21 protein-coding genes and 1 tRNA gene are annotated in these 26,682 nt (G+C 46.3%); 6 read left to right on the forward strand and 16 right to left on the reverse strand.

What is annotated here, in order from left to right; translation table 11 throughout:
* Window positions 1-138 precede the first annotated feature (138 nt).
* Window positions 139-918 carry a lipopolysaccharide kinase InaA family protein gene (locus B5F77_RS07445; protein ID WP_087329540.1) on the reverse strand — a complete coding sequence of 260 codons (780 nt, stop codon included), beginning with the start codon at window positions 916-918 and terminating at the stop codon, window positions 139-141.
* 213 nt (window positions 919-1,131) lie between these two features.
* On the opposite strand from B5F77_RS07445, the gene B5F77_RS07450 reads away from it, so the two are divergent.
* Window positions 1,132-2,103 (forward strand): galactofuranosyltransferase, encoded by a 972-nt coding sequence (locus B5F77_RS07450; RefSeq protein ID WP_239445798.1) that lies wholly within the window; start codon window positions 1,132-1,134, stop codon window positions 2,101-2,103.
* A gap of 171 nt (window positions 2,104-2,274) precedes the next feature.
* On the opposite strand, the gene B5F77_RS07455 is transcribed toward B5F77_RS07450, so the two are convergent.
* The 12 genes from B5F77_RS07455 to B5F77_RS07515 all read right to left on the reverse strand — a co-directional run bounded on the left by B5F77_RS07455 (window position 2,275) and on the right by B5F77_RS07515 (window position 18,471).
* Complete coding sequence (locus B5F77_RS07455) at window positions 2,275-4,647, reverse strand: GH92 family glycosyl hydrolase (protein ID WP_087329544.1); 2,373 nt, start codon at window positions 4,645-4,647, stop codon at window positions 2,275-2,277.
* A 2-nt stretch (window positions 4,648-4,649) separates the two neighbouring features.
* Window positions 4,650-7,337: a glycosyl hydrolase-related protein gene (locus tag B5F77_RS07460; RefSeq protein ID WP_087329546.1), complete on the reverse strand. Its 2,688-nt coding sequence runs from the start codon at window positions 7,335-7,337 to the stop codon at window positions 4,650-4,652.
* Window positions 7,338-7,514: 177 nt separating this feature from the next.
* Entirely contained in the window at window positions 7,515-10,415 is a 2,901-nt protein-coding gene (locus B5F77_RS07465; RefSeq protein WP_087329547.1) for a glycoside hydrolase family 38 C-terminal domain-containing protein, read from the reverse strand.
* Window positions 10,416-10,421: 6 nt separating this feature from the next.
* Window positions 10,422-11,438, reverse strand: coding sequence for a LacI family DNA-binding transcriptional regulator (locus B5F77_RS07470; protein WP_087329549.1), 1,017 nt, complete (start codon window positions 11,436-11,438; stop codon window positions 10,422-10,424).
* A gap of 440 nt (window positions 11,439-11,878) precedes the next feature.
* The gene (locus tag B5F77_RS07480; protein WP_087329553.1) at window positions 11,879-12,412 is read right to left on the reverse strand and encodes a hypothetical protein; all 534 of its coding nucleotides are present in this window, start codon (window positions 12,410-12,412) and stop codon (window positions 11,879-11,881) included.
* A gap of 84 nt (window positions 12,413-12,496) precedes the next feature.
* The gene (locus B5F77_RS07485; protein WP_087329554.1) at window positions 12,497-13,243 is read right to left on the reverse strand and encodes a glycosyltransferase; all 747 of its coding nucleotides are present in this window, start codon (window positions 13,241-13,243) and stop codon (window positions 12,497-12,499) included.
* Entirely contained in the window at window positions 13,240-14,019 is a 780-nt protein-coding gene (locus tag B5F77_RS07490) for a DUF5672 family protein (RefSeq protein WP_087329555.1), read from the reverse strand. Before B5F77_RS07490 ends, B5F77_RS07485 begins: the two co-directional genes overlap by 4 nt.
* 157 nt (window positions 14,020-14,176) lie before the next feature.
* The gene (locus B5F77_RS07495; RefSeq protein ID WP_087329557.1) at window positions 14,177-15,376 is read right to left on the reverse strand and encodes an acetate kinase; all 1,200 of its coding nucleotides are present in this window, start codon (window positions 15,374-15,376) and stop codon (window positions 14,177-14,179) included.
* A gap of 20 nt (window positions 15,377-15,396) precedes the next feature.
* Complete coding sequence (gene pta, locus B5F77_RS07500) at window positions 15,397-16,413, reverse strand: phosphate acetyltransferase (RefSeq protein WP_087329559.1); 1,017 nt, start codon at window positions 16,411-16,413, stop codon at window positions 15,397-15,399.
* A gap of 129 nt (window positions 16,414-16,542) precedes the next feature.
* Window positions 16,543-17,328 (reverse strand): diadenylate cyclase CdaA, encoded by a 786-nt coding sequence (cdaA, locus tag B5F77_RS07505; protein ID WP_087329561.1) that lies wholly within the window; start codon window positions 17,326-17,328, stop codon window positions 16,543-16,545.
* Window positions 17,329-17,331: 3 nt separating this feature from the next.
* Window positions 17,332-18,183: a dihydropteroate synthase gene (folP, locus tag B5F77_RS07510; RefSeq protein ID WP_087329563.1), complete on the reverse strand. Its 852-nt coding sequence runs from the start codon at window positions 18,181-18,183 to the stop codon at window positions 17,332-17,334.
* A gap of 204 nt (window positions 18,184-18,387) precedes the next feature.
* Window positions 18,388-18,471, reverse strand: a tRNA-Leu gene (locus tag B5F77_RS07515).
* A gap of 192 nt (window positions 18,472-18,663) precedes the next feature.
* Between B5F77_RS07515 and B5F77_RS07520 the strand changes: the two genes are divergently transcribed.
* The 5 genes from B5F77_RS07520 to B5F77_RS07535 all read left to right on the forward strand — a co-directional run bounded on the left by B5F77_RS07520 (window position 18,664) and on the right by B5F77_RS07535 (window position 23,326).
* The gene (locus tag B5F77_RS07520; protein ID WP_087329565.1) at window positions 18,664-19,743 is read left to right on the forward strand and encodes a mannose-1-phosphate guanylyltransferase; all 1,080 of its coding nucleotides are present in this window, start codon (window positions 18,664-18,666) and stop codon (window positions 19,741-19,743) included.
* Window positions 19,744-19,981: 238 nt separating this feature from the next.
* Window positions 19,982-21,190 carry a C10 family peptidase gene (locus B5F77_RS07525; protein ID WP_087329567.1) on the forward strand — a complete coding sequence of 403 codons (1,209 nt, stop codon included), beginning with the start codon at window positions 19,982-19,984 and terminating at the stop codon, window positions 21,188-21,190.
* 1 nt (window position 21,191) lies between these two features.
* Entirely contained in the window at window positions 21,192-21,623 is a 432-nt protein-coding gene (locus B5F77_RS07530) for a BACON domain-containing protein (RefSeq protein ID WP_087329569.1), read from the forward strand.
* A 168-nt stretch (window positions 21,624-21,791) separates the two neighbouring features.
* Window positions 21,792-22,034 (forward strand): hypothetical protein, encoded by a 243-nt coding sequence (locus tag B5F77_RS15575; RefSeq protein WP_140392838.1) that lies wholly within the window; start codon window positions 21,792-21,794, stop codon window positions 22,032-22,034.
* Between the two features lie 155 nt (window positions 22,035-22,189).
* Window positions 22,190-23,326, forward strand: coding sequence for a DUF6261 family protein (locus B5F77_RS07535; protein WP_087329571.1), 1,137 nt, complete (start codon window positions 22,190-22,192; stop codon window positions 23,324-23,326).
* A gap of 262 nt (window positions 23,327-23,588) precedes the next feature.
* Here B5F77_RS07535 and B5F77_RS07540 read toward each other — a convergent pair whose 3' ends face one another.
* The 3 genes from B5F77_RS07540 to gldM form a co-directional block, all read right to left on the reverse strand.
* Window positions 23,589-23,834 (reverse strand): hypothetical protein, encoded by a 246-nt coding sequence (locus B5F77_RS07540; RefSeq protein ID WP_087329573.1) that lies wholly within the window; start codon window positions 23,832-23,834, stop codon window positions 23,589-23,591.
* A gap of 140 nt (window positions 23,835-23,974) precedes the next feature.
* The gene (gene gldN, locus B5F77_RS07545) at window positions 23,975-25,075 is read right to left on the reverse strand and encodes a gliding motility protein GldN (protein WP_087329575.1); all 1,101 of its coding nucleotides are present in this window, start codon (window positions 25,073-25,075) and stop codon (window positions 23,975-23,977) included.
* A gap of 14 nt (window positions 25,076-25,089) precedes the next feature.
* A complete protein-coding gene (gene gldM / locus B5F77_RS07550; protein ID WP_087329577.1) occupies window positions 25,090-26,658 on the reverse strand; it encodes a gliding motility protein GldM in 1,569 nt (522 codons plus the stop codon).
* Window positions 26,659-26,682 lie beyond the last annotated feature (24 nt).

The following is a 26,682-nucleotide window of genomic DNA, read 5'->3' on the forward strand; positions in this document are numbered from 1 at the left end:
CAGATGTGCCATATGGCGCATGATTAATAGGTGGGCGGATAGAAGGTAAGGTGTCGAGGAACCTCAAGAATGGACAAGGGATAATTGTGAACTGGAAACTCCGAGAGGGCCTTCGCCGCCGATGCAAGAAAGAAAGACTTACTTGAATAGCTTCTTGATTCGCTGCTTCCGTTCCAGACGCCGTTCGTAGGCATTCAACATGGAACGGCAACGGGCGGTGCAGGCCTCTTCCTTCCAACCCCGAAGGCGGGCATACACACGCACTACATATTCAAACAAATCAGGACGATGCGTAAGACGTACCAAATTTTTCAAGCATTGTGCCTCGGTCGGTCGGTCGACAAACTTCGAACGGTTGATATCTATGACCGTAAATTGCACGCTCTCCCCGCTCCTATGATATAAAATATTGGTCAAATTCAAATCCCCATGCAAGAAACCCTTCTGGTGCATCTCGACAAGGAAACCAGCCAAAGCATCCGCCAGTCCGCGGTCGAACGCCTCCGTCTCTACCAATACCGGATAAAGCGGCGCATCGTCGCACCGCGCACAAACGAAGAAACTCCGCCGGATTCCCACAGGCGACTCTTCCACATAAGCGCACACCGGTTCGGGCGTCTGAATGCCCAATTTCCTCAAACGCAACGCATAGTGGCACGCTTTCCAAGCCTTACCAGGCGCAAACCAACGATAGGCCACCTTTTGAAAGAAGTTCGGTATCTTATACATCTTGGCAACCCATTCGCACCCATCTACCACAAAGGAATAAACCTGATTGCGCCCCGCATAGAGGAGCGTCCACCCTGCAGGAAGATGTCCGTCCGAGACGGTCATACCCTCCATCGAACGCATCCTTAGCGCATGCGCCTCATCCTTCACGAACCAACCCTTCCATCTATACCAATGAAAATTTCCCATCTATCTTGAATTTGAGTGCAAAGATACATTTTTAGACCATATCTATCGTTTACTCCATAAAATTCGTACTTTTGCAGGTGAGATAAAAACAAAACGAGTCAGACTATACGGAAATAGAATAATTCATTCACCTAATTCACCTATATGAGATATTGCTATCTATCGCGCAATTACAAAAACATGCGCAGTGCCGGAAGTAAGGCAAAGACAGACATGGAACAAATTTGGGCAGAGAAAGGATTTGTCAACATAGGACTACCCCAGACACGCTCAGACAATAAAGTGTATAGTTTCTTCCGTACCTTAGCCAGCGTCTGCGTAATGTGTTTCCGTATCCGCCGAGGCGATGTCCTTCTTCTGCAATACCCGCTGAAGAAATACTTCACGTTTGTTTGTAACGTAGCGCATCAAAAAGGAGCACAGGTGGTTACACTTATACACGACCTCGGTTCTTTTCGCCGCAAGAAACTAACTATCCCACAAGAGATAGCCCGCCTTTCCCACACCGATGCCCTCATCACTCTCAACGATGCCATGACCTCTTGGCTGCGTGAACAAGGTTGCCTTTTGCCCATGACGAGCCTCGGTATCTGGGATTACCTTTCGGACACCCAAGCCCCCACAACACTCCCCTCCGATATCGGCCAGCGTCCCTACGCTATCGCATATGCCGGTGCATTAAATCCTCGCAAAAACCGGTTCCTCTACCAGTTGGAGCCCTGTTTACATAGCCTCTCTTTCCATCTTTATGGGAATGGTTTCGAAATAGATAAAGTGCAGCATCCGGAACGGTTCACGTATCATGGATTCGTCGATTCGGACCAACTCATCGCAACAGTTCAAGGAGACTTTGGTCTGGTCTGGGATGGTGACTCTATAACAACCTGCACGGGTAATTTCGGAGAATACCTTCGTTACAATAACCCACACAAGGCATCGCTCTACCTCCGTTGCCACCTCCCGCTCATTGTCTGGGACGAGTCCGGTCTCGTTCCGTTCGTCCGCGACCACCATATTGGCATCTGCCTGCATTCGCTTGAAGACTTGGAAGCAACTCTTTCCCGCATCACTTCCGACGAATATGCTACGCTCCATGCCCACGTAGTACAGCTCAGCCAAGCCCTCGCCTCAGGAGAGATGATACAGAAAGCCCTAAAAACGCTTCCACTTCCACACAATGAATAACTTCATTAAGGTCCAAATATGAAAGAGCAACGGGAGCCCGAAATCCCAACCCATCAGCTTTATGATGGAATCTTCATGATAACTACTTGATTTTTTCATAGTAAAAAAGGAAACTGTTAGATTCCCCAGCCTATCGTAAGGGAATCAAAACAGTTTCCTTTATAATGAATATTAATATGAGTCTTTGGCAGTGTTCGACATATCCAAATCTAATTCACCACCTTTGACTACCTCTTTAAATGGAATGAATGGAGTGTGTAACGGTTCTCCATTTAAACGGTAATCCTGCACATAGATATTCGTCTTACTATTGTTTTTGCAGGTGATGACGAATGTATCGCCCGGATAATACTCCTTGTTTAATTGGATGGTTACCTTATCGAACAGGGGACTACCTACCGCGAAGGTGGCATTCTCGTTCGCTAATCCTACCACATCGAATAAACCAATAGAGGAAATCACATACCAAGCACCTAATTGCCCTTGGTCTTCATCTTGCCCATAACCATATCCATGAATACCGTCGGTGCCATAGAACTCATCCAAGATAGCACGTACCCATTTCTGGCTTAATGAGGGCCTTTCCGCTTGATAGAATAACCAAGGGATGTGCAAGCAAGGTTGATTTCCCTGATTATAATAGGTCTGTAAACCAGCGAAAGCATCAATTGTTGTTCCTCCACTGAAGATCTTGTCTTGGGAAATGATAAAGATACTATCCAAACGTTGGGTAAACTCCTCCGTACCCATCTTCGCTATCAAGGATTTCGCGTCATGAGGGACATAGAAGGTATATTGATAAGCGTTCCCTTCCTGGAATCCACGCCATACCTGCATCGGATCGAAGTTATCGATGAAGCGTCCATCCTTATATTTCGGTTGGATTAGATTGGTCTCCGTATTGTAAATACGTTCCCATCCTTTGGATAAATTCATTAAAGTGTTATAATCATCGGTCTTACCTAAAGCCTTAGCCATCTGAGCCACCGCGTAAGCCCCAAACGAATACTCCAAGGTATGAGAGGCGGAGAACATCCAAGCTTCATCCGGTCCCGTGCCTTTATCCAAATGAGGTACATATCCATATTTTACGAATAGGTCCGTATCCAATTTGCCGGCACCCATCGGTCGGTTCTCTCCGCCCAACTCATTCTTCCGGGCCGCCTCATAAGCGCTCTCCACATCAAAGTCATGAATACCACATAGATAAGCCGCGGCGATAACGTTCCCCAGTTGGTTGGTTCCCACGCCGGAGACATACCGGCTACATGCGATACCGTCTCCCAGCCAGCCCGTATCTTTATAAACCTGAACGTGCGTACTTACATAATCCGATAGATATTCCGGATAGGCCAAAGCCCACACTTGAATCAAGTTCCATTGGCCACCCCAGATACCATCCGAATTCACGAAAGAGAATGCGGGTTTTCCCTCTTTTAAAGGTAATTGTCCGATGGAACCATCATTCTTCGGGTAAGCACCGTTTACATCGTTCGCTATTCCTCTTCCCAAGATAGCGTGATAAAGTCCGGTATAGAACTTCACCTTATCCTCCTTAACCGGAGTCTCTACCCGGATGCGTCCTAAATATTTCTCCCAAGTAGCATGAGAAATCTCGCGGGCCTCCTCGAAACTCATCTGGTCTTGATGGGTCTCGGTCTCTCTATTCAACCGGGCGTTGGCAATGGAGGTGTAGGAGAGCCCCACCTTCGCGGTGATGGACTCATTCTCTTGGGTTTTATAGGTCAGGTAAAGACCGGCACCGATTCCTTTAGCTGTTCTGCTATCCGCTTGCACTTTTCTCTTTACGAAAGAGCCGAAGGCATCCGCGGGTTTATCCAATTTCGCAGAGAAGAACATGGAGACCGTAGCGCCCGATTGATATTTATTGCTATAAGCGGGGAGAGTCGTGACCCATCCTTCTACCAAGTCATCCTCCACGAGTTCTACGGAAGCATCAACTACCGGACCACTCTCCCCTTGGCGATTCCCTATATCAAATAGGATATGGCTCTCTTCACTCTTGGGGAAGGTGAACTTCTGGAAAGCGACCCGAGGGGTAGCCGTTAGCTCCGCCTTTACGTTATAATCCTTAAGCAGAACCGAGTAATAACCCGCCGTAGCGACCTCGTCCTGATGATCGAATTCGGATCGATAACCTTCATCCTTCGAGTTCACGCCGCCCGGAACAGTTTTCAACTCACCTACCGTAGGCATCAACACGATACCGCCCACTTGGAACTCATGCAGGCAAGGGAATCCCTCGATGGAGGTATCCCGATAATCATATCCGGTAGCTTCCCATCCGGATTTGTTTCCTACACTGGCGTTCGTGGCCGCTGCAGGCTTGGCAAGTCCAAAAGGCATCGCTCCCGGAGCGAAATGGAACCATCGGCAATGCGCCGTCCCGATACGGGGCTCTACATATTGAGTTAATGACTCCTCGCTTACTTTCGCTTCTTTCGGAGCCGTCGTACAAGCTCCTCCCATCAACAGCAGAGGCAAGAGGAGTAATGTTTTCTGCAAAAAATTGAATTTCAGCATATCTAAAATTTAATCTTATAAGTTTCTATCGCATATTTACCCAATTTGATTTCTTGCACAGATGCTTGCTCTTCCTCTATCAGATTCGTATGAATAATCTCCTTGGGTTGAACAAACATCCGCAAATGTACGGATTCTTCCTCATTCGAGCAATTATACATACGCAGAATCAAGCTATTATCATCCTCACATTTCTTAACCGCAGTTATTTTTACATTCGGGTTATCGATGGATATGAACGATACTTCTTCCGGCAAAGAGGCTCCTTTATAGGGAATCGGATTATATACGCTTACCAGAGGATCGTTGGACGAGGTGCCAAACTCCTCTCTATTGATACTATTAGTAGCGTGAGAGGTCAGGGAAAAATGATAAGAATGATCTCCGGGTTGCAAGTACTCATTTCCTAATGGATGACAACTCTTGCGGGAAGCCAATAGAATAGGCTGGAGAATAGTGTAATCCACGGGTTGGTCTGTAGGGTCGATATAATCCGCTACGGCCACGGATGAGGATAACGTCACCGCGCATTTCTCTCCGGATGCGCTCAACCAGTTCCCGATACCACGAGGATGTTGCTTCTTGTTCTCTACATAATACCGTTCCCCGGCGGCACCCGGCATCTCGTCCTTTCCAACAGTTAACGCCCCGTAAGGAACCTCATAGGAGATCTCTGAGTTCTGGAACGCCAAAGGCCACATCAAGCGATACTCCCGATAGAGTACCGCATCCCAATTCAGAATATCCACGTCCATATCGATTTTCTTCATCTGATGATAAACTCGCAAGGTCTGTTCTATCACCGCGTTACGGATGGGGGAACGTAATTTATAAGAAGTATATACGGGTCCCTCTTCCTCCAATGTCCAAACCTGGGCATAGTTCGAGGTCTTGTCGAAGCCTTCCATATCCGGTTGCTGTACCGCATCGAACTCCCCGGCACCATTCCCGACGGAACGCATGGTGATGACCTCGCCTCCCAGGAACTTGTCCGTGTTCAACAAGGGACAACCCATCTCCTTGTCATAAATCTGTTTGATACCTCCGTTCACCAACTCAATCCGGTAATATTGGTTCTCGATGAGGTTGGAGTTCGATTTAGGCGTATTGGACGAAGCTAGGTTTTGCGGGTTCAAATAGTACGTTTTAAGCCCCATAGAAGGTAGTTCCTCAGCTAGGAAATGTAACTTGGCCCGTTCGATAGAGCCATCCGGGTAACGGTTTACCTCCGAGAGCTGGCTATTGATAACCTTCCCTTGATAGTCTTTTACCAGGACATACTTGGCGTAGCCCGGCTCAAAGGAGATATTGACCTCGGCGGGTGCGGTGCGGGAGAACGATCGATTGTTGAATAACACGATAGGACGGCCTTTCCCCTCCTGGAATCCGATGGAGGAGGCTAAGAAGTTGGATTGCTCATCAATCACCTGATTCGCTTTCGAGAGGGCGAACTCAAACTTCCGTTGGAATAGATTATCCGTCATGATACCTCCGTTTCCACCCCATCCATGGTCCGGATAAATTTTGGCTTCCCAAGCCTCGTTCAGGGTATTGACCGGATATTTATCGAATGATTTCCGAAGCATCGCTCCATAAGAAGACATCATCTCCGCCGCGGGAAGCAGGACATCTCCTTCCCGGCTAACCGTAATCGCTTTCTCGTGAGAAGGTCCATGAATATAAAGCCATACGTTCGGACGCTCGCCATGCGTGGTGGGCAAAGTAGAAGTAGAGTGGTCTAAGGTCTCGAAGAAATCATCTGCCGTCGCATATTTGAACTTGGGCAAAGATACCTTCATCTTCTCTCCGTTCTCCGAGTTCATCACATAGCGGACATTGTTCCATTTCTCCATGAATACGGGACAATTCTCTACCGGCTTCCGATCCCAGGATAACTCATAATTAAGCATCGCGGGCATGACGGTTTTCGAATTCTTGACATCATTATATTTCGTGTACCAAAGGATAGCCTCTTGGGTCATCTCATTGACTGCAGCGGTATCACTCTTCCCCAATACATTATAAAAATAGATGTAATGTCCCGGTGTATAGGTACGAACTTTCGAACCATCCGGTGCTTCCCAATAGAACAATCCCCTTTCGTGCCGGCTGATAATCAGGTTTTGGATACCCGCCTTGCTTATCAATTGAGGCATTTGCAGGGTACGTCCCGGTACATCCACGTTAAAGTAAGAAGAGGTCTGATACCCATCGAAATTTTTCTTCAGCCATTTAGTCCCCAGATAGAACTGGCGAGCTAAAGATTCTCCGGAATACATCTCCTCGTAGGGCTGGATAAACGTTCCTCCCACACAGATACGTCCCTCTTTCATATACTTAACGAATAAGGGATAGGTCTCCGGATGTCGATGAATATATTCCCGAAGGATAGAAGTCTGTTCAATATCCATCTGGAAGGTCGGATCTTCTTCCAATCGCTTCAGGAAAGGAGTCAGCCAAAGCGTGTCCCGGTCTGCGATACACGCATCCAGGTGATTCAACCAAGCCAAATCCTGATGAGTCGTGGTAAACACATAAATATCCCCATTCTTCAATGAGGAATTCGACAAGTCCTTCAAGCGCTGAAAGGACTCCTGGTCACATACATATGTGTTTCCCGCAAATTGAGCCTTCAGCCCCATAAGCGGGAATACACATACAGACATTGCGATAGCAAATATTCTTTTCATATACTATTTATAATAAGGAATAAATACTTACATCTAGTACTTCCGCATCGCTCCCAAAGTTAGGTATCGTCTGTTCCAAGCTTTGGAACCCTTACTCCCAAAGCTTGGGAATGTTAGTTCCAAAGCTTGGTACTGACGCTTCCATAGCTTGGGAACGATACCTTTGTCCTAAAATACTCACCAGTTTATCCATACAGATAGGGCTCCTTTCGCCGGCACGAAGAACGATTCCTTTATATCAGAAAGTTTTACCTCTTTTCCGTTTTGTATGTACACAATAGACTTAGGTTGCTTTTTACTCCAGGATAAAGAGACTTGCTCGTCTTGGTCGGATAAGGAGAAGAGACGCACGATGCTGTTTTTCCCTTCGTTTACGGTCTTATAATTCGAGAGGACAATTTTGTCGCTCGCGTTCACAGACAGGGAGTTCTTCACTTTGAAGTTCTTTTTCGTCTGCACTGCTACCATCGGACGGTATTGTTCCATCGCGAATTGATTGGAGGATACGACATCGTAGTCACCCACATGAGGCCATACCCGGTATTTAAACTCAATCTTTCCATCCTGGAAGAGGCGGAAGTTCGTGTGCCAATGGTTGTTCAACGCCCAAGAGTAAATCGTGGAGCTGGGTTGCAATTTGCGAATCCATAAAGGCGATTCGTAAGCACCTCCTATTATGTTTGCAGTTAAATCTCCACTTTCGAAAGAGCATGCATTCAGAGAACACCACGTTACGCCTTTCTCTTCGTTGGAAACATCCAGCCAACGTTGCAAAGCTATCCAGTTGCGGTTTCCCGCCTTCAATTGTTCTTTTTCCAGTTCCATGACGCCCCACGGGATATTGACCCGCACCGTAGATTGAGGAACATTAAAGGCGAAACCGAAGTGGATACCCTCTTTCTCTGTAATGGCTTGCTTATCTACTAAATTATTGAATTCTACAACGGCAGAACCTTTTACCAAACGGACTTCACGACGTAAGCTATTGCAACCCTTGGCATCAGATTCAATAAGGAGCGAGTTCACCAAAGGTCCTTGTTCGCCGATGGAAATGCGTACATTCGTAGGCTTATAAGCACGACCCGATGTATCTCCACCTTTCAGATAACGATAGCTGTTCAATGCCACTAATGCCTCTTGGTCTACGAACTCCTCGTCTTGATAAAGCAGGCTGATGATATCTCCAGACAAAGGGTCTACCTTTACTTGTACGATGCCATTGTCTAATTGAGTCGGGGAGGTTGTAGCAAATGCATGGTCCTGCGATGCGCTTCCTTGCTTTAATTGATAATTCTTGTACCCTAAAGCAGGGACATCCTCAGCAAAGAAAACCAGTTCGCCGGTAGTTAATCGTTGGCAAACAACTTCTCTCCCGTTCTCATCACAAAGGCTGCCATATTTATCGGCAAGCTCTTTCGGGAGCGTGACCAATCCGCTCTTTACCCATAAATCCGTGTTGAAGACAGAGAGCTGGTCGGAATTCTTATCCTCGATGTCCTCATAGGTCATTTCCCGTAATTGATCGGTCAAAGCCCTTGCCGTGTCGAAATAACCGAGCTTTGTCTTCAGAATATTGTCTTGGATGGGTTGCCTTTGCGGATCCATGAACGCCCAAGTATGCTCTGTGCTTAGAATCATGTTCCGCCAAGCCTCCTGAACCATCTCTTCCGGCTCCTCTTCGCTGGGATGCAACATGCTCCATAATATCTCCGATTGCACCAGACGCTCTTTCACTTCCCGGCTCTCTCCCGTTTTCTCCGCACTTGAACCTAATCCATCGGTCCAATACTCGGTGAAGTCTCCCTGTAACGTAGGCAATTGATCGCCCCAACGTTCATCAAAAGCTTCCATGATTTCTGTAGCTGTGCAAATTTTCAGATGTGGATAGGCATATTCCTCGTTCCAACTTTTCACGGCATCCGGTAAATCAACATCAATCGGAGTATTATCTGCCATACACCACGTCATCGGGAAAATATCGTATGGATATTCCTTGTCTTTCTCCAGTTTGGGGAGCATTTCCGCTAAGTAAGCATCTACGAAATTTTCTCGTGGATGCTCAGTTTGTACTACTGGGAATAATTTGCTCCTGTCTATTTGTCCTGCCAGTTTCGGCCAGAAATATTTTCCTTTAGCTAAAGCACCTGGTGTATAAGCACCCGGTTGAAGGAACAATACTTTCGATTTCCCGTCCGGACCTATCCACCAGAAAGGGTGGAAACTAAGCTCGTGCGTCCATCCGGTACGGTCGCTACCATTAAATAAGGATAAGACATAATCAATACCCAGTTCATTTGCAGCAGTCACAACACCCCACGACATGCCCGGTATGTCTGTCTGTACCATCGTTCGTACAGGTTTACCTGTCTCTTTTTCTATCTTCTTGCCCCAATGGAATAGTTGGAGCAGCTCCTCATCGCTACTTGCACTGGTGTTCGTACTGACATACCCGGCATCCACAGAGATAGTCCCATCCTTAATTGCCTTAAGCAAGCGTTTCTTCTTCTCTGGCGATTCGCTATTCAAGTAACGTTCTACCGGCCACACTACTTCCGGATTCCAACGAAAGCGGGCATCCTCTGGATAATTAGCGGTCTTTTCCGCCAAATCCATTGCTACATCCAAATTCCGTTTGTGAATGAACTCTACATTCTCTTGCGTGTTCGTATAACCAATGTCCACATGCGAATGCGGATAGATATACACCGTCCAATGCCGCATCGAAGGGACAATAACCTCCTGCGACAAACGCTCGTTCCCGATTACAAGGCTCGCCACAATGGTATCCGTCTGCTCCACGCCAATAGCCGGTGCCAAAAGAACCGGAATAGAATCCGGGGTTGCGTTCACCGCTATAGGGAAGGTCTCGTTTCCCTTCTTAGAAAAGATTTCTACTTTCGCGTTTTCCAGCTTTTTATCTCCCTGATAGACTAACTTGATGGAACGTCCGGCCTTCCCGTCCGGACGATATTTATAGAAGTCATGTATCTTCACTTGGAGCAAGTCTGGATTCGTAGCTCCTTGCGATGTATAAATTCCTCCTAAAAGCATTCCTACAATAATGATAGCTGTTTTCATGTTACTTCATTGTTTTTTATAGGCTTCTGGTAAAAACTCATTCTCGATAATTACATTCTGATAGGTATAATGATCTTTCTCTTGAATATTCGCCAGCAATATATCTACAGCGGTTGTTCCTATTTTCGCCAAGGGCATCCTTGAGATACTGATTTCCGGCGCCAATATATCCAATGCTTCAGTCTCATGGAAACATCCCATATGGAAACGTTCCCGATAATTAATGCCATGCCGAATGAAATAACGAATGGCCTCGATTGCCAGATAGTGGGTCGCGAAAAAGAACCCGTCTACATCCGGTACTTCCTGGAAAAGGCCATCCAATTTGTTGATGATATCCGTCTGGTAGGTCTTGCGGTCAATGCAAAGTTCGAGGGACAAATTCATCTCCACACCTAAATCTTGCAATGCGTTTCGATAGCCCTCTACCCGTTGTTTCATCACATAGAGATGCATATCCGTCGTCAGCAACGCTATTTTTCTCGCTCCTATTTCTCCTAAATGGCGAACGACTTGATAACAGGCTTCTCGGTTGTTTACTATCACGTAATTAGACTGGATATTAGGATAATATCGGTCTACCAACACAAACGGAAGCGAATCGTTTTGCAAGAAAGAGAGCGCTCGTTTATCTGTCTTGGTCGGAGCCAATATAATGCCGTCTACTTGCGTAGCTTTCAGGTTCCTGACCAACTCATATTCCTTTTCTCCATCACCTTCTGAGCTACATACTACCAACGAGTATTTCCTTCGCGTCGCCTCCTTTTCTATCGCCCCGGCTAAAGACGCATAGTAGGTATCGCTTAGAAAGGGGATAATCAAGCCCATGATATTAGATGTTCCTAAAGACAAGCTACGCGCTAATAAATTCGGCCGATAATTGACCGACTCGGCATATTCTTTCACCCTTTTGATGGTAGCCTCACTAAATCCCTTTGCCTCCCCTTGCCCGGAAAGAATCCAGGAGATAGTGGCTTTAGAGAGATTTAACGCTTGTGCTATGTCTTTAATAGATACTCGCATGATTTCCTTTATTTAAACGGTTCAAAAATACGTATTTTCTTTATGGATATCCCGATTTACAGGTTATTTAACCGAATAAAATATTTATTCATCTCCATTTTCTCCGCTATCGAGTAAGTTTGCAACAACTGTTGCAAATAACTGCACCCTATAGTGCAATAGTCTGCATAAGTTGATACGATACCGAATCCCGTAGTACTCTCCTCTCCTTCCGTTTTCAGTTTTATCCTCCAAACCGTGGGGTTTCGTCCCTGAATCCCCTGCATTCGGATAAGAACTCAAAATTCTATTCAAAACGCGCTCCCTTCTGGGAAGACCGGGGCGCAAAACTTACAGAAGCCTCTTTCTGCCATGTACAGGAAGGGGCTTTTTATGGATAGGGCCTCGGAGAGGTCCGATTTTCAGGTAGCTGCGGGTCGAAGCGGAGCGAGGCCTGCAGTTTATACGCCACGAAATGGATGTCCACGATATACCGCAGGCCTCGCCGATGGCTTCGACCTACGGCTACATGAGGATTGGACCTCTTTCGAGGCCCATTTTTCTGGGGGGATTGGAGTTTTCTCCGTCGGTGCAAGCCATTCCGAGAACTCGGAGAAGGTCTTCTCCGTCGGTGCAAGCCGTTCCGGAAACTCGGAGAAGGTCTTCTCCGTCGGTGCAAGCCGTTCCGGAAACTCGGAGAGGGTCTTCTCCATCGGCGCAAGCCGTTCCGAAAACTCGGAGAGGGTCTTCTCCGTCGGTGCAAGCCATTCCGAGAACTCGGAGAGGGTCTTCTCCATCGGTGCAAGCTGTTCCGGAAACTCGGAGAGGGTCTTCTCCATCGGTGCAAGCCGTTCCGAGAACTCGGAGAGGGTCTTCTCCGTCGGTGCAAGCCGTTCCGGAAACTCGGAGAGGGTCTTCTCCATTGGTGCAAGCCGTTCCGGAAGCCCCACTTCGACATTCTCGGCATAAAAAGGTTCGATAAATTCCCACTTCATTTGTGTACATAGAGGAAAAAGAATCTGTGCCTTTGTAATTGAACAAAATTCGTTTGAATGCGGGGGTAAAGGTACGAATAATTTTCATTGAACTGACAATTGGCTCCAAGCCGTTTTCTGCGTGCAATGCGTTACGTAATAACGCTCTTCGTCCGTTAGAGCGGCAGAATCCACGTACCATGGTTTATGTTCTGCCTGATAGGGATAAGCTGTCCGGTACGACTCTACATAACGACTCCGGCTTAGTCCGACCCGAGGACGATAAAGCGCAAAAGTCGTATCAATTGGCGCACGGTACAACCCATCCACTGGATGTTTATAATAAGGCGTTTCCATAGCGAGAACCCTCTCCTTGTACCGATAAGAATCTGGTAGGTTATCGATACGAAGTGAGAACCCGACTTTCCGCGCCAACGGATGCGCCTTTAATACCTGATAGAAGTAGTCCAAAAAATCAGCCGGACAAGCTTCTATGGGCACAACATCCGAATCTGTATACACATAATAATCATGGCAAAAACGTTTATACATCCCCGACTTCCATAGCGCTTTGAACCCCAGGTTCGCATCTAACCGAATGACCTCAAACGGGCACGTGGCATAATAGTCCAATAGAGGTGGATAGGTAGAAGCGTTATCCAAAATATAGATATGGCGATAGCCACGTTGGCATAAAGCTGCTATTAACTCCTTTAACGTAGTCAGCCGATTGAAATTATTGATAATGATAGGTATGTCGTGCACATCTTGCAGGCGGGAAGGCGATAAGCATTCTCGCACATAATAATACAAGGAAAGCAGTTTGTTTCTCCAAATACGCTCCAACTTCATTTTGCCGAGGTATAAATAATATCTTTCCAAAAATGAATCATCCGCTTCTTCGACCACGCATGGCAACCGAATGGCAATTTCCCATGGGTCAACCGGAAACAATAAGCAGGATGCCTGTCAAACGAAAAACGCAAAGCCTCTGCGGCTTTCGGATAATGAAATTCAGGTACTTCCGTAGCCCAAAAGACATCTTCATTATAGAAATGGTTATCGGTATAGGAAAGGAAGCGTACAATCTTTTCCTTGTATTTCCGCACAGCCGCTAAATGATGTGCTACATGGCGCAAAGAAAATCCGCCATTCCCCACTTTATTGTATAAATCCTGCCGCGAAGGTTCTTTTCGCACACGACTATGCCACCTGGATAAACGCATCCAAACGGATACAGGCAATCGGTTGTAAACCGGACGTTGTATCCAAGGCGCCCCTACATAATCATATCCTTTGTTGCACCATTCTTCCAATTCATCGCGAAAAACATAGGCATCCAACTGATAAATCAACAGATATTCCGTACGTTCCACAAAACGGCTATAGAACAGTTCCGACAACATCAAACGGTTATATCCACTAATACCTTTAAAGTATTCATCCGGAAACGACTCGATTTCTAATAACGGATAGATCTCCTTCCAATTTGACACATCCAGGCTCTCTGGTTTTACGATGACCAAAGGGTAACGCTTTAAGACTTTACATACTTGCCTTAAAGAATGAAACTCCGACTCCGACAATTGATTTTGATAGACAGGAATCACCACTTGAACTCTTTCCATACATAATATTGTTTACATTTCAGACCACAAAGATATAAGGATTCTTTCATTTATACTAAGGCATTTAGGCAAACTCATTAAAAAAGCCGCCCCGGACCGCGCCGGGGCAGCTCAAAACCTCGTTTTGTGTAAGCTGCGAGGGATTAATTAATAATACTTATTTTGACAATATAGCCAATGTATCAGAAGCAATCATATATTCTTCGTCGGTCGGGACTACCATGATAGTCACCTTGCTGTCCGGCGTACTGATAACAGCCTCTTCGCCACGCAAGCCATGGTTCTTCTCGACATCGATCTTCATGCCCATATATTCCATACCTTCGCATACGACCCGACGCGTTTCCCACTGATTTTCGCCTACGCCGCCCGTCCATACCAAGATATCACAACCGCCCATAGCTGCCGCATAGGCACCAATATATTTCTTAATACGGTAATTGTAGACGTCGAGTGTCATAATCGCCCGCTCATCGCCTTTGGCCACAGCCGCCTCCAAGTCGCGCATATCCGACGAACCACCTACGAGGCCAGCCACACCGCTTTTCTTATTGAACAACACCGACAGCCCATGTGCATCCAGATGTTCTTTTTCCATGATGAAAGGAATGGCACCCGGGTCCACATCACCGCAACGCGTACCCATCAACAGGCCTTCCGTCGGAGTCAACCCCATCGACGTATCCACGCATTTACCATTCATGACAGCCGCAATCGACCCTCCATTACCTACATGTGCCGTGATAATTTTCTGTTCTTCGTAATTGACACCTAAAATCTCGCATGCCCGTTTCGAAACATACCGATGGCTCGTTCCGTGGAAACCATAACGACGGATACCATATTTCTGATATAACTCGTAAGGCAAACCATACATATACGCCTTAGCCGGCATCGTCTGATGGAAAGCCGTATCGAAGACACCTACCTGTGGGATGCCTGGAATCAAAGCCTCCATGGCCGCAATACCCTTCAAGTTCGCCGGATTGTGTAACGGAGCCAATTCAGAACATTCTACGACTTGCTCTAACACTTCCTTCGTCAGCAGCACACTGGAAGCAAACTTCTCGCCGCCATGTACGACCCGATGCCCTACAGCATCAATTTCTTTATAATCTTTGATGCAGCCATACGTATCATCCGTCAAGACGCTCAAGATAAACTGAATGCCTGCTTGATGTTCAGGGATATCCTTTTCCAAGATAACCTTTTTCCCGTCCTTATCCGTCAACTTCAGAAACGCATCGGGCAAACCGATCTTTTCGATACCGCCTTGCGCCATCACGCGACCCGACGTCATATCGAACAACTTGTACTTGATAGAACTACTACCACAATTTAAAACTAAGATTTTCATATCACACTGTGTTTTTGTAATTATTTACGATGTGCTTTTAAAGCGATAGACTGGTTACATGCGATAGCGACCATCTTGTACACATCGTCTACCGAGCAACCACGAGAGAGGTCGTTAACCGGAGCGGCCATACCCTGCAAAATCGGGCCAATAGCCTCAGCTCCACCCAAACGCTGTACTAATTTATAAGCAATATTTCCTACTTCCAACGTAGGGAATACCAACACATTTGCCTTACCTGCGATTTCACTTCCCGGAGCCTTCTGAGCGCCTACTTTCTCAACCAAAGCTGCATCAGCCTGCAATTCACCATCTATCTTCAAATCCGGTTCCATTTCTTTAGCCAACCGAGTAGCTTCTACTACTTTATCAACCATTTCGTGAGAAGCACTACCCTTTGTCGAAAAGCTCAACATAGCCACACGCGGTTCGATATCAGCAATCGTACGAGCCGTTTCAGCAGTAGCTACAGCAATGCTAGCCAACTCCTGTGCATTCGGATTAGGCATCACTGCACAATCAGCAAATACAAACAACCCATTCTCTCCATACTGTGGAGTCTGCGTAAACATCAAGAATGCACCTGATACGCAACTCATGCCCGGAGCCGTCTTAATAATCTGCAACGCCGGACGCAACACATTTCCTGTCGTATTCTGAGCACCAGCAATTTCTCCGTCTGCATCTCCAGCTTTGATCATCAAGCAACCCAAATACAACGGATCTTCTACCAACACAGCCGCTTTTTCCGGTGTCATACCCTTCTTCTGGCGCAATTGAACCAACAAATCGGCATATGCAGCTTTCTTTTCATGATTCTTCGGATCTACAATCTTGGCTTCAGCAATATGAGACAACCCCCATTCAGTAGCCAACTTACCGATTTCATCCGGATTACCAATCAACACGATATCTGCTACCCCATCAGCCAACAAACGGTCGGCTGCTTTCAATGTTCTTTCTTCAGTTCCCTCAGGAAGAACGATGCGCTGTTTGTTTGCTTTCGCACGCGCAATAATTCCTTGCATTAAATCCATATACGGAAGATTTTATTATAATTTAAATAATCATCTTTGTTTCTACGCTACAAAATTAGGCATAATGCCATATAGAGTTTGCAAAATAGAAGGATTAATTTGTCCGATTTGGCGACACTTTCAGAACATTTAACAGTAATTCGTCACGGGACGTTCACCCGAGAGGATTTGCTGAAGCTCCTCGCCACTAATATTTACACTTATATTTCCATTATGGGCTACGGAAATCTTGCCTCTCTCTTCTGATACAATGATGACCAATGCATCTGTTTCGAGCGACATGCCCAAACCCGAGCGATGCCGCAATCCCATTTCTTTCGGCAAACTGGCCGTCTGTGCTACCGGCAAGATACACCCAGCGGCACGGATGCGGTTCTTGGCAATAATCATGGCTCCATCGTGTAACGGACTATTCTTGAAAAAGATGTTTTCTATCAGACGGGCATTCACGTCGGCATTAAACATTTCGCCTGTATGTTCATAAATAGACAAATCCACGTCTTGCTGGATGCAAATCAAAGCTCCTGTCTTTTTCTTTGCCATGCTCATACAGGCCAAGACAATGGGAGCCACAAAACTGGATTCGTTCTCATCTCCTTGGTTTTTTCGGGCAAAGAGGCGCGTAAAGAATTGCCATCCCCGATGCGAACCCATCGCCACCAAGAAACGCCGTATCTCATCTTGGAATAAAATTACTAATACAATGACACCAACATTGATGACTTTATCCAAGATAGCCCCCATCAGGCGCATCTCCAATATTTGCGATACCAAAATCCAAATCACAATGAAAGACACGACGCCACTGAAAATAGCCAGTGCGCCCGAGTTCTTCATCAGTTTGTAAACTTGGTACAGGAAGAATGCCACCAATAAGACATCTATCAAATCCTTCACACCAAAGTGCATCCACATAGTTTACTCCTCCTTCAATAACTGAGTGATTCGAACTGCCTCGACCGCTGCACGTACATCATGTACCCGCAAAATATCCGCCCCCTGCAAAAGTGAGAAGGCATTCAATACAGTTGTTCCATTCAAACTATTTTCTGGCGTTGTCTCCAACGTCTCGTAAACCATCTTTTTCCTGGAAACACCTACCAACAAAGGTGCCTCCAAAATCCGGAAATCAGACAGATGCCGCATTAATTCGTAATTTTGTGCTACCGTCTTGCTAAAACCGAAACCCGGGTCGACAATCACATCATTTACGCCCAATTGATACAATTGATCCATTTTAGTGGCCAACGATTGCAACACCTCCGCCGTTACATTTTCGTAAGTCGTCATGCTCTGCATCGTTTCGGGTGTGCCTCGCATGTGCATGATAATATAAGGTATGCGCAAATCCGCAATCGTACGAAACATTTCGGGATCCATATCTCCGCCAGACACGTCATTAATGATGGATGCCCCATACTCCTCAACCGCCCAACGAGCAATATTGGCCCGGAACGTATCCACCGAGACAATCACCCCCGGATAATGATGCATCAATATCGACAATACTCCTTCCAAACGTTCCCGTTCCTCTTCTTCCGTAGGGATATACGCACCGGGACGCGTAGAGCATCCGCCAATGTCGACAATCCGTCCCCCTTCCAACAAAATGGTCTCAATCCTTTTATAAATCTCCGATTCCTCTTCTACCCTGCTGGCTGCATAAAAAGAATCAGGCGTGACATTCAAGATTCCCATAATCCATGGCTCATCCAACGTGACAAGCTTTCCCTTGATATTGAGTGATTTTGCTTTCTTCATTTTCCGCATATTGTTTTAACATGTGCAAATGTACAAAGAAGAAGCGTCCCAAACAAGGTATTAATTCCAGAAACATCACCGATAATTAGAAAAACTTATAACGGTAAATGAATTAGCTATCCGTTATCAAGATTACAGACAGGAAGTACACGTTTAGTACACTTGCTAAAAAGAAAAATCCCTGATAATCAGTTGATTATCAGGGATTTTAAGTACCCAGACCCGGGGTCGAACCGGGATGGAAGTGAATCCACTGGTGTTTGAGACCAGCGCGTCTACCGATTCCGCCATCTGGGCATTTGCTTTATTTCTCAAATGCGATGCAAAGGTAAGGCTTTTTTTTGAACTGGCAAGCGTTTCGGCTATTTTTTTGCAAAAAAATTTTCGTTTGTGCTTTTTCTGTGATTATTTACGTACTTTCGAATGGTTATAAGAGATTATTTCGTTAGCTTTGCGCTGTGTATAAATCTTTAATTTGTCAATAGAATTATGACCGATAATTATTGCGTTATTATGGGAGGTGGTATCGGGAGTCGATTCTGGCCGTTCAGCCGCGAATCCTACCCGAAACAGTTCTTGGATTTCTTTGGGACGGGACGTTCTTTGTTGCAAATGACGTATGACCGTTTTGCAAAGATTATCCCGGAAGAAAATATATATATTGTAACCAACGAGGCGTATTTTGAACTTATCCGCCAGCAATTGCCCCAGATGAAGGCCAGCCAAATTTTATTGGAACCGGCACGGCGCAACACGGCTCCCTGCATTGCCTACGCGGCATACCATATCCAAGCGAGAAACCCGAAAGCGAACATCGTAGTGGCTCCGTCCGACCATCTCATCCTTAAAGAAGACCTCTTCCTCGAGGATGTGCAGATGGGATTAGATTTTGTCAAGACGCACGACGCGCTCCTCACGATGGGCATCCGTCCCAGCCGTCCGGAAACAGGCTATGGCTATATCCAGAGTTGCGAAATCGCGACGGAAGGATTCACCAAAGTCAAGACGTTCACCGAGAAACCGGATTTGGAGCTTGCTAAAATTTTCTACGAAAGCGGCGAATTCTTCTGGAATTCCGGTATCTTCCTCTGGAATGTGAAGACGATTCTCGACGCGTTCCACAAGTACCTGCCGGAAATCACAGCCCGTTTCGACTTGGGCGGCCCCGTCTTCAATACGCCTGAGGAGCATCCTTTCATTCACCAGAATTTCCCCTACTGCCCGAATATCTCCATCGATTACGGCGTGATGGAAAAAGCGGAGAATGTCTACATGCTGTGCGTGAACTTTGGCTGGGCCGATTTGGGCACCTGGGGCGCGCTCTACGACATCGCCGACAAAGACGAACACCAGAACGCACCGCTCAAGACGCGCACCCTCATGTATGAAAGCAGCGGGAACATCATCGCGCTGGGCGACGAAGGGCGGCTCGCCGTCATCCAGGGCTTGCACGATTACATCATCGCCGAGTCGGGCAACGTCCTCCTCATCTGCAAGCGCGAAGACGAGCAGCGCATCAAGCAGTTCGTGGCCGACGCGCAGATGAAATACGACAAGGAATTCAATTAAGGGCTTGAATACCGAATTTTAAATACGGCGGCGCGGGGCTTTTCTTTAGCTCCGCGCCTTTGTTTATTACCTTGTTTTTAAGATGGCACTGCTACCGCTATACGCATTTCGGGCATTTTGTTATACGCAACGGCATTATCACATAAATGTCACACAAATGAAATATTTCCTTGTTTCAGATTATCTACTTTTGCAAAGTAAAAGAGAATCTTAATTTTTAATTAAAAAATAAAGAGCCATGAAGTATTATTTTTTATTAGCGGCTTCATTAAGCCTTACAACTTTAATCAGTTGTACAGGTGAAGAGAATGGGTTGATTTCGCAAGGAGCGGATATGCCTAAAAGTAATTTGGAATTAACGGTTGATTTGATGAAATCATTTGCAGAAACACATCAAGGAGATCAGTTAACAAAAGCTGGGAATTCGGAAATAGAAGTGATTAGCCATGAAGTAACCACTTACGCTTTCGATTTAAGCAAAGAATTAGGTGTTCAAACATTATCGACGAATGCTGTAAATGTAGGAGACAGTGCGAAAGTAGATGTATATACCTTAGTAATTGAAAAGGACGGAAAACAAGGATATTGTATTGCCACTTCCGACGAGCGTATCAATCGTGTTTATGCTTATGTAGAAGAGGGACAGCTGTCCGATACTACTTATAATATAGGTTTAGCTGCTACATTATCATATCTTCCTGCCCAATGCAAGATGGATTTGGTGGATTATTACAAATCACAAAGTGAACCCCAGACAAAAGCGGTGACTGAAAAACGATACATAGTACAACCTGTTTCCCGTTTTGCTTGGCATCAGAATGCTCCCTATAATGCATTAACTCCAGAATGCTCTTCAAGAAGTGATGGACATTGTCCCGCTGGTTGTACTCCAATAGCTGTAGCACAAGCTTTAGCAACTATCCAACCTACAGCATTATCTGGATTATATGATTTTTCAAGTTTTAGCGATTCTTATCCAATAATGGAGACACAACCGTTGAATACACCTCCTGAAGCATGGTTCGTTATTCATATAGGTAGTTTACTTGGTACTGAATACGGTTGTACAGGGAGTGGTGCATGGTCAAGAGATATTCGTCCTTATTTAGACGATTGGAACGTAAGATATTATTATGAACAAGATGAAAATGTAGATGAAAGTTTATTGTTGAATTGTTTGAATTATAAACGTCCTCATATTTCTTCAGGTTTCAGAAAAAGTCCTCGAGAAGGTCACACGTGGTTGTGGACGGGCATTGATTGTGTAATAGATGCATCCACTGTAGCTCCTAATATGAAAGTTATTCGTGTGAACAGTCTTTATTGTAATTGGGGATGGGGACCAAACTCTAATGGTTGGTTTGCAAGTTATGAGCAACCAGATCCAGATATGCAACCGTTCTTAGACGATAATGATCAACTTTATCTCTTATCAAGCGGCAGATAACATGAAAACAATGTACAAGAATCTGATTCATTTATTGCTCCTATTGCCCTTCTTCCTCATCAGTTGCGACGACGAAGCGCCGGGGAAACTGATCCCGATCAATCTTTCGCCGGCAGCATCAACTGTCGGCGCGGAGGGCGGAATCGTTACGGTGCGGACGGATCGCCTGGATTGGTGGCTGGAAGGCGTAACGGAGATTCACGACGGCGAGAAAATGCCTTATCGGAACAATGGTTACGAGGAAATCAATGGCATCAACACGCCTTATCCTGAAATGTCGGGTGATTGGTATACTATTCAGAAAAAAGAAGAATACTTGATTGTTTTTGATATAGAACCGAACACGACGGGAAAGGAACGCGTCGTGGAGGTACGCATCGCGGGCATTTCGTTAATCACGACGCCTATCCGGGTAACGCAAACGGCGGAATAAAATTGTTTATTTTTCTACATGCGAGGCGGCAAATTTATGAACAGATGGGCTGCCTCGCCTGTTTTTCTCCAATCTTATCTTCTTTTTGGAAAATGTAAAAAATCAAAATGATAGCAAAATGGTGATTTTGCTATCAAAATTAACGGAGAAAACGCCAAAACAATCTTTATGTTGTTTCTCCAGTGGAGACGTTTACAAAACGATGTTTTGAAGCTTTCGCAGGAAAGCGAAAGAAAAAAAGGAAGTTGGGAGACTTTCTCCCGGCGAGAAGCCTTCCAAACTACGTGGGGAGGCGTTCTCGGCAAGAGAAATGTTAAAAATGAAGTTTTTGGGCTTTCTTCCGGCGGAAAACTTTCCAAACTACGTTTGGGGGCTTTCTACATGCGTGAAAGAGGTAAAATAAAGTTTTAAAGCTTTCTCGATTCGAGCCTGTTTCCAAACGACGTTTAGGCGGATGCTCGGCATAAAAAATCCTAAAAACGTCGTTTTTAAACCGTCGTATTTGTCCGGCTGACTAAAAAACATTACCTTCATGCCATCGTTAATTTCTAAAAAATAAAAAGCTTATGAACGTTTTATGTATTCAAGCGGATGTGAATTTTTCACGTGCCCGCAACGCAGAACATGTTACCCTGCACAACAACTTGCTGGCGGAGGTTCCAGAGGATGTAGCTAAGGCGCAAGGGTTTGAAACTCCTCGGTTTAATTATGCGGCGGCGGTCAATCGGGAAAATGATTGTTTCTTGGTAAATACATCTTTCACGGAGACGGAAGACATGTTAACGACGGATAAGGTCCGTGATAATGGTTTTTATTTGATTGCAAACGTGGTAGACGCGTATGCCAACTTCTGTTTGGACGACGCGCTGGCTGCGGCGGCCAAGCGGTTGGCGCGGATTATCAAGCCTTCGCGCGGTGCGGCGACGAAACCGTATGCCGAAGAAACCGCGATACTGGACGACGTGTACGAAAAGTTGCAAGACGAGGCGAATGCGGCCGACATCGAAGCCCTGCACCTGACGGACGCGCTGGCGAAGGCGAAGGAGGCGAACGACGCGTATAACGCACTGTATGTGGAACGTACGCGCACGATGAATACCCGCAATGTATCGGCTAACATGAAGCAACTCCGCCCGCAGACGGATGAAGCGTTCCGGCAACTTGCCCTCGCCATCAACTCCTATTATATGGTTAATTTCCTCTCCACCAAGGACGCAGAAAAGGAGGCGGCGCTCTCGAAGATTATCAACAACATGAACGGACTGCTCTACCAGCACGACCGGACTGTCCGCACTCGCCTGGGATTGGGTTCGAAAGGGAAAGACGACAAGCCCGAGCCGGAACCGGAACCCACCCCGGAACCCGAACCCATCACCCCCGAAATCACCGCCGTCTACCAAAAAGAGGGAGGCGACCCGGAGAATCCGAACCGCATCGAGCGAGGCAAGCAAACCGGCGTGGAATATCAAGGATTTACGCTGAAGGGACAGGATGGTACGCTGGAGCACGTCATCGGGCTCGTCAATGATCAGGATTACATCGAATGGATTAACCCGGAGACCATCACTAACGTCACAGAGACCAGTTGCGAATTTACGATGGTTCCGGATTTGACGGAAGGACAATACAAAGTCCGCATCGAAACTTACGATGGCGGTAGCCCGCTGGTAGTGGAATATCCAGAGCCCATCACGTTGTGGTAATTTTCAATTGACAATGGAGAATTGACAATTGACAATGAAATGCTTGTAGGGGGCGGATTGTATCCGCCCTATTTTTTTGCCCGCCCCTACGAACGGGGAAAATTGTCCATTGTCAATTTTGTATCCGTTCTATTCATGCCATTTATAAATTCTTTAGCCATTTCTTTCCGGCCGGCGTTTTCATCCAGACAAGGATGCCGATGCCGACGACATTCATAGCGATGAACAGGATTAGCAACGGTTCTAATGAGATTTCCATACACTACTGTTTTATAATGTTATTACCAATTTGAGCAAATACATAGGTGGCACTTATACCAAGAGCCACTATTCCCCAGAGCACAGGTTTCTGTTGACCCGAAATCATCGTCACAATACCTCCCGCGACCAAGCTCGTAAAAGCTATCTTCGCCAAATCATAGAAGAAACTACCCAGCTTTTCGCGGCCTACTTTTAGCTTCTCCTTGTTTTCTTTCTGCAGCTCTTGCTGCTCCGCAAATTTTCCCATATAAGATTGTTTTGTGATTAATATGTTGCAAAGTTACTATTTTCCACTTAAAAATATGTCTACAGAGGAGAATTAAATACAAAAATAGCCCCGCACGGTACGGAGCTATTCCTATCTTCTTTTCTATGATGCAAACCTTTTTATCTCCGACGACGGACGCTGCGGACGGGCGTCGATTTCTGTGCTTTCGGAGCCTTGGCCGCTTTGACGTTGCTGTCGCTTTCTTTCTCTTTAGCCTGCGCCTTGGCCGCCTTCTTAGCCTCTTTTTCAGCCTTCTTGCGCGCCTCTTTAGCCTCCTTGGTGTTGGCCAGGGCGGCCGTATCGGGCTTCATCCAAAGCGAATCCTCGAACGAAACAAGCTGCTTTTCGATACGCGCCTGCTCGGCTTTCAGCGAATCGGGCGTGGGGCAATAAGCCTGGAGCGGCTGGTTCATGAGATTTTGCGTCTTGATGATTTCACCATTAAACATACGCTGACGGAAATAATCGTCGATGGTAAACATCGCGGCATTGTTGAGGTTCGACGTCATGAGATAAGCGTTTGTGACGTAAGGCCGGATGTTCTCGTACGGAAGCCAAAACATCGGGCTGGTGGTGAGTCCGAAATCGCTGTCTATTGTCAACAACGGACAAATAGCCAATATTTTCACGTCGAAGAGCGAGTTGTTTTGGTCGAAATACCAAGCCTCTTTGACATAATATGAGCGGACCTGCTCGGAAGGCACGTCACTCTCGTTGATGACCAACGCCGGCTCTTCTCCCCGCTTGCCAGGCACCTCCTCGTAATAGACATGGAAGCGGTCGAGCAGCTCTTTGAAATTAACCAGGTGCGCGTCGTCGAACACTTCGTAACCATCCAAATATTCATATACCTGCAATTTCCCTTCGCTCAAGAGCTGGAAGATAATCGTGAAGAGATTCATCTGGCCATTCATAGGGCGGACAGGATAATACAGCGGAGCATTCTGTTCCTTCATCAAATCGACCTGCCGATAGATGACACGCATCCAGCGCGCATTGCCGATTTGCTGCGTCATGCGTTCGTTCAACTCCTGTGCACGAAGAGTCAATTCCGGCAATCCGTTATCCTCTTTCTTTTCAGCCCGTTCACCCCGGCTGGCACGCGGGCTTTTCCGTTGTTGTTGGGTTGTCTGCGTGGTCGTATTCTCCTCTTGCGCTTCGGCAGGAAGCACTATCATCCACGAAAGGAGGCAGGCAACTATGTAATATAGACGTTTCATATTCAGTGTACAAATTAGTTTACAATTACTTCAATCGTCGAGATCTTACGTTCAATGCCATCCGGACCTTTTGCGATGACATTCGTGATATAAAAACGTTTACCCCGCGAAAGGCGACGAATATAATCTTTTTGCCGTTGCGAGAAATTCGTTCCCTGCGCTACTTCGGGAATGGCATTTCCCATCGAATCAAAGAAAGTCAACTCAAAACTCAGGACCGTGTATTTCACATTCAACAAATCATCGTCGATAGCCGCCAAAATACCTTCTGCCTCCACCAAATTACGCTTCGATATTTTTCCGCCACGGAACTTACGCACGTTCCCATTCTCGTCCTTATATTCGATGTAAGGAGAAGGGTCGGGCAAAGCGCGGACACGAAACGAGGTTTTAGCCATCTCGACGCTGCGACCATCAGACATACGAGCATTCACGGTAATAACAGCTTCCGTCCCTACTTTCGAGGGACGCGCTTCCCAGAGTTCGCCTTTGCGCGTCAAAGTGCCGTTCGTCATAGACGCCGTCACATTCCCGCTCGGGACACCGGGGACAGCAATACGAATCGGATTGGCAATACCCGCATAGAGCACATTCATCAATGTAGGGGCGACCGTCGCGCTCGGCTCCGTCACGAAATATTCGCTCTTGAAAGGATATTGCGCCATCTCTCCTTCGCTATTCGGCATTTCGATATAACCTTCGATGGGGAATGTACCCGTAGAGCCCGTCGTCACACTAAACAAACCCTTATTTTCAGCCGGAAGCTCTTTACCATTGACAAAAATCGTCGGACGTTTGGTCGAATCGACTGCCGAAAGCACAATGTTTGCCTGATACTGGCTTCCCCGCATAACGATTTGGCTCTGCGGGATGACCTGCGCCCGGATTTGATTCACACGATAATCACCCACATCCACACTGCTCAGCAAGTACGACAACGCTTCGCCCTCCGCATAGCGGATATCGCTCTGCATCTTTGTTAGAAGCGTAATGGCTGCAGCCACCGGCATATTCTCGAAAAGAGCGCTTTCCCACGTCTGCTTTGAACGTTTCGACTTATTGGGCAATTCCGTACTAAGCGCATTCCGGATAATACGAACTTTTGCTGAATCGCTTATCAACGTGCTAAGATGCTCGCGATATGTATCTATTGAGAGACGAAGGTTCTTACCCTCCCCTTTCATCGGTGCCAACATGACGCGTGCAGCAGCTTCGAGGTCATCTTTGTGTTCAATATTCTCCACGTTTGCATCTTTACCATCCGCAATCTCGGCAATACGTTGTTTCAAATCTTGGATATAATTATATAAGGAATCCGATTGTTGCTTCACTTCCCGACTTTTTTCATACCATTCTTTTACTTTGACGGGATTAGATTGATACGCATCTCCCAGTTGTTGCGCCACCATGTTGTTCCGATGCGTAGAATTGTCGATGGAAGTGCGCAAACTATCTTGTACCAGCTCAAAGCCATCGAGCACCTCTGAAGAGACGTTCAACGCCATCATCGCGATGAACACCAGATACATCAGGTTGATCATCTTCTGACGTGGTGAATTCGGATTGTTTGCTATTCCTGCCATTTGTTTCGATTTATCAGTCCTTTA

This window comes from Parabacteroides sp. An277 (genome assembly GCF_002159645.1).
GTDB lineage: Bacteria > Bacteroidota > Bacteroidia > Bacteroidales > Tannerellaceae > Parabacteroides.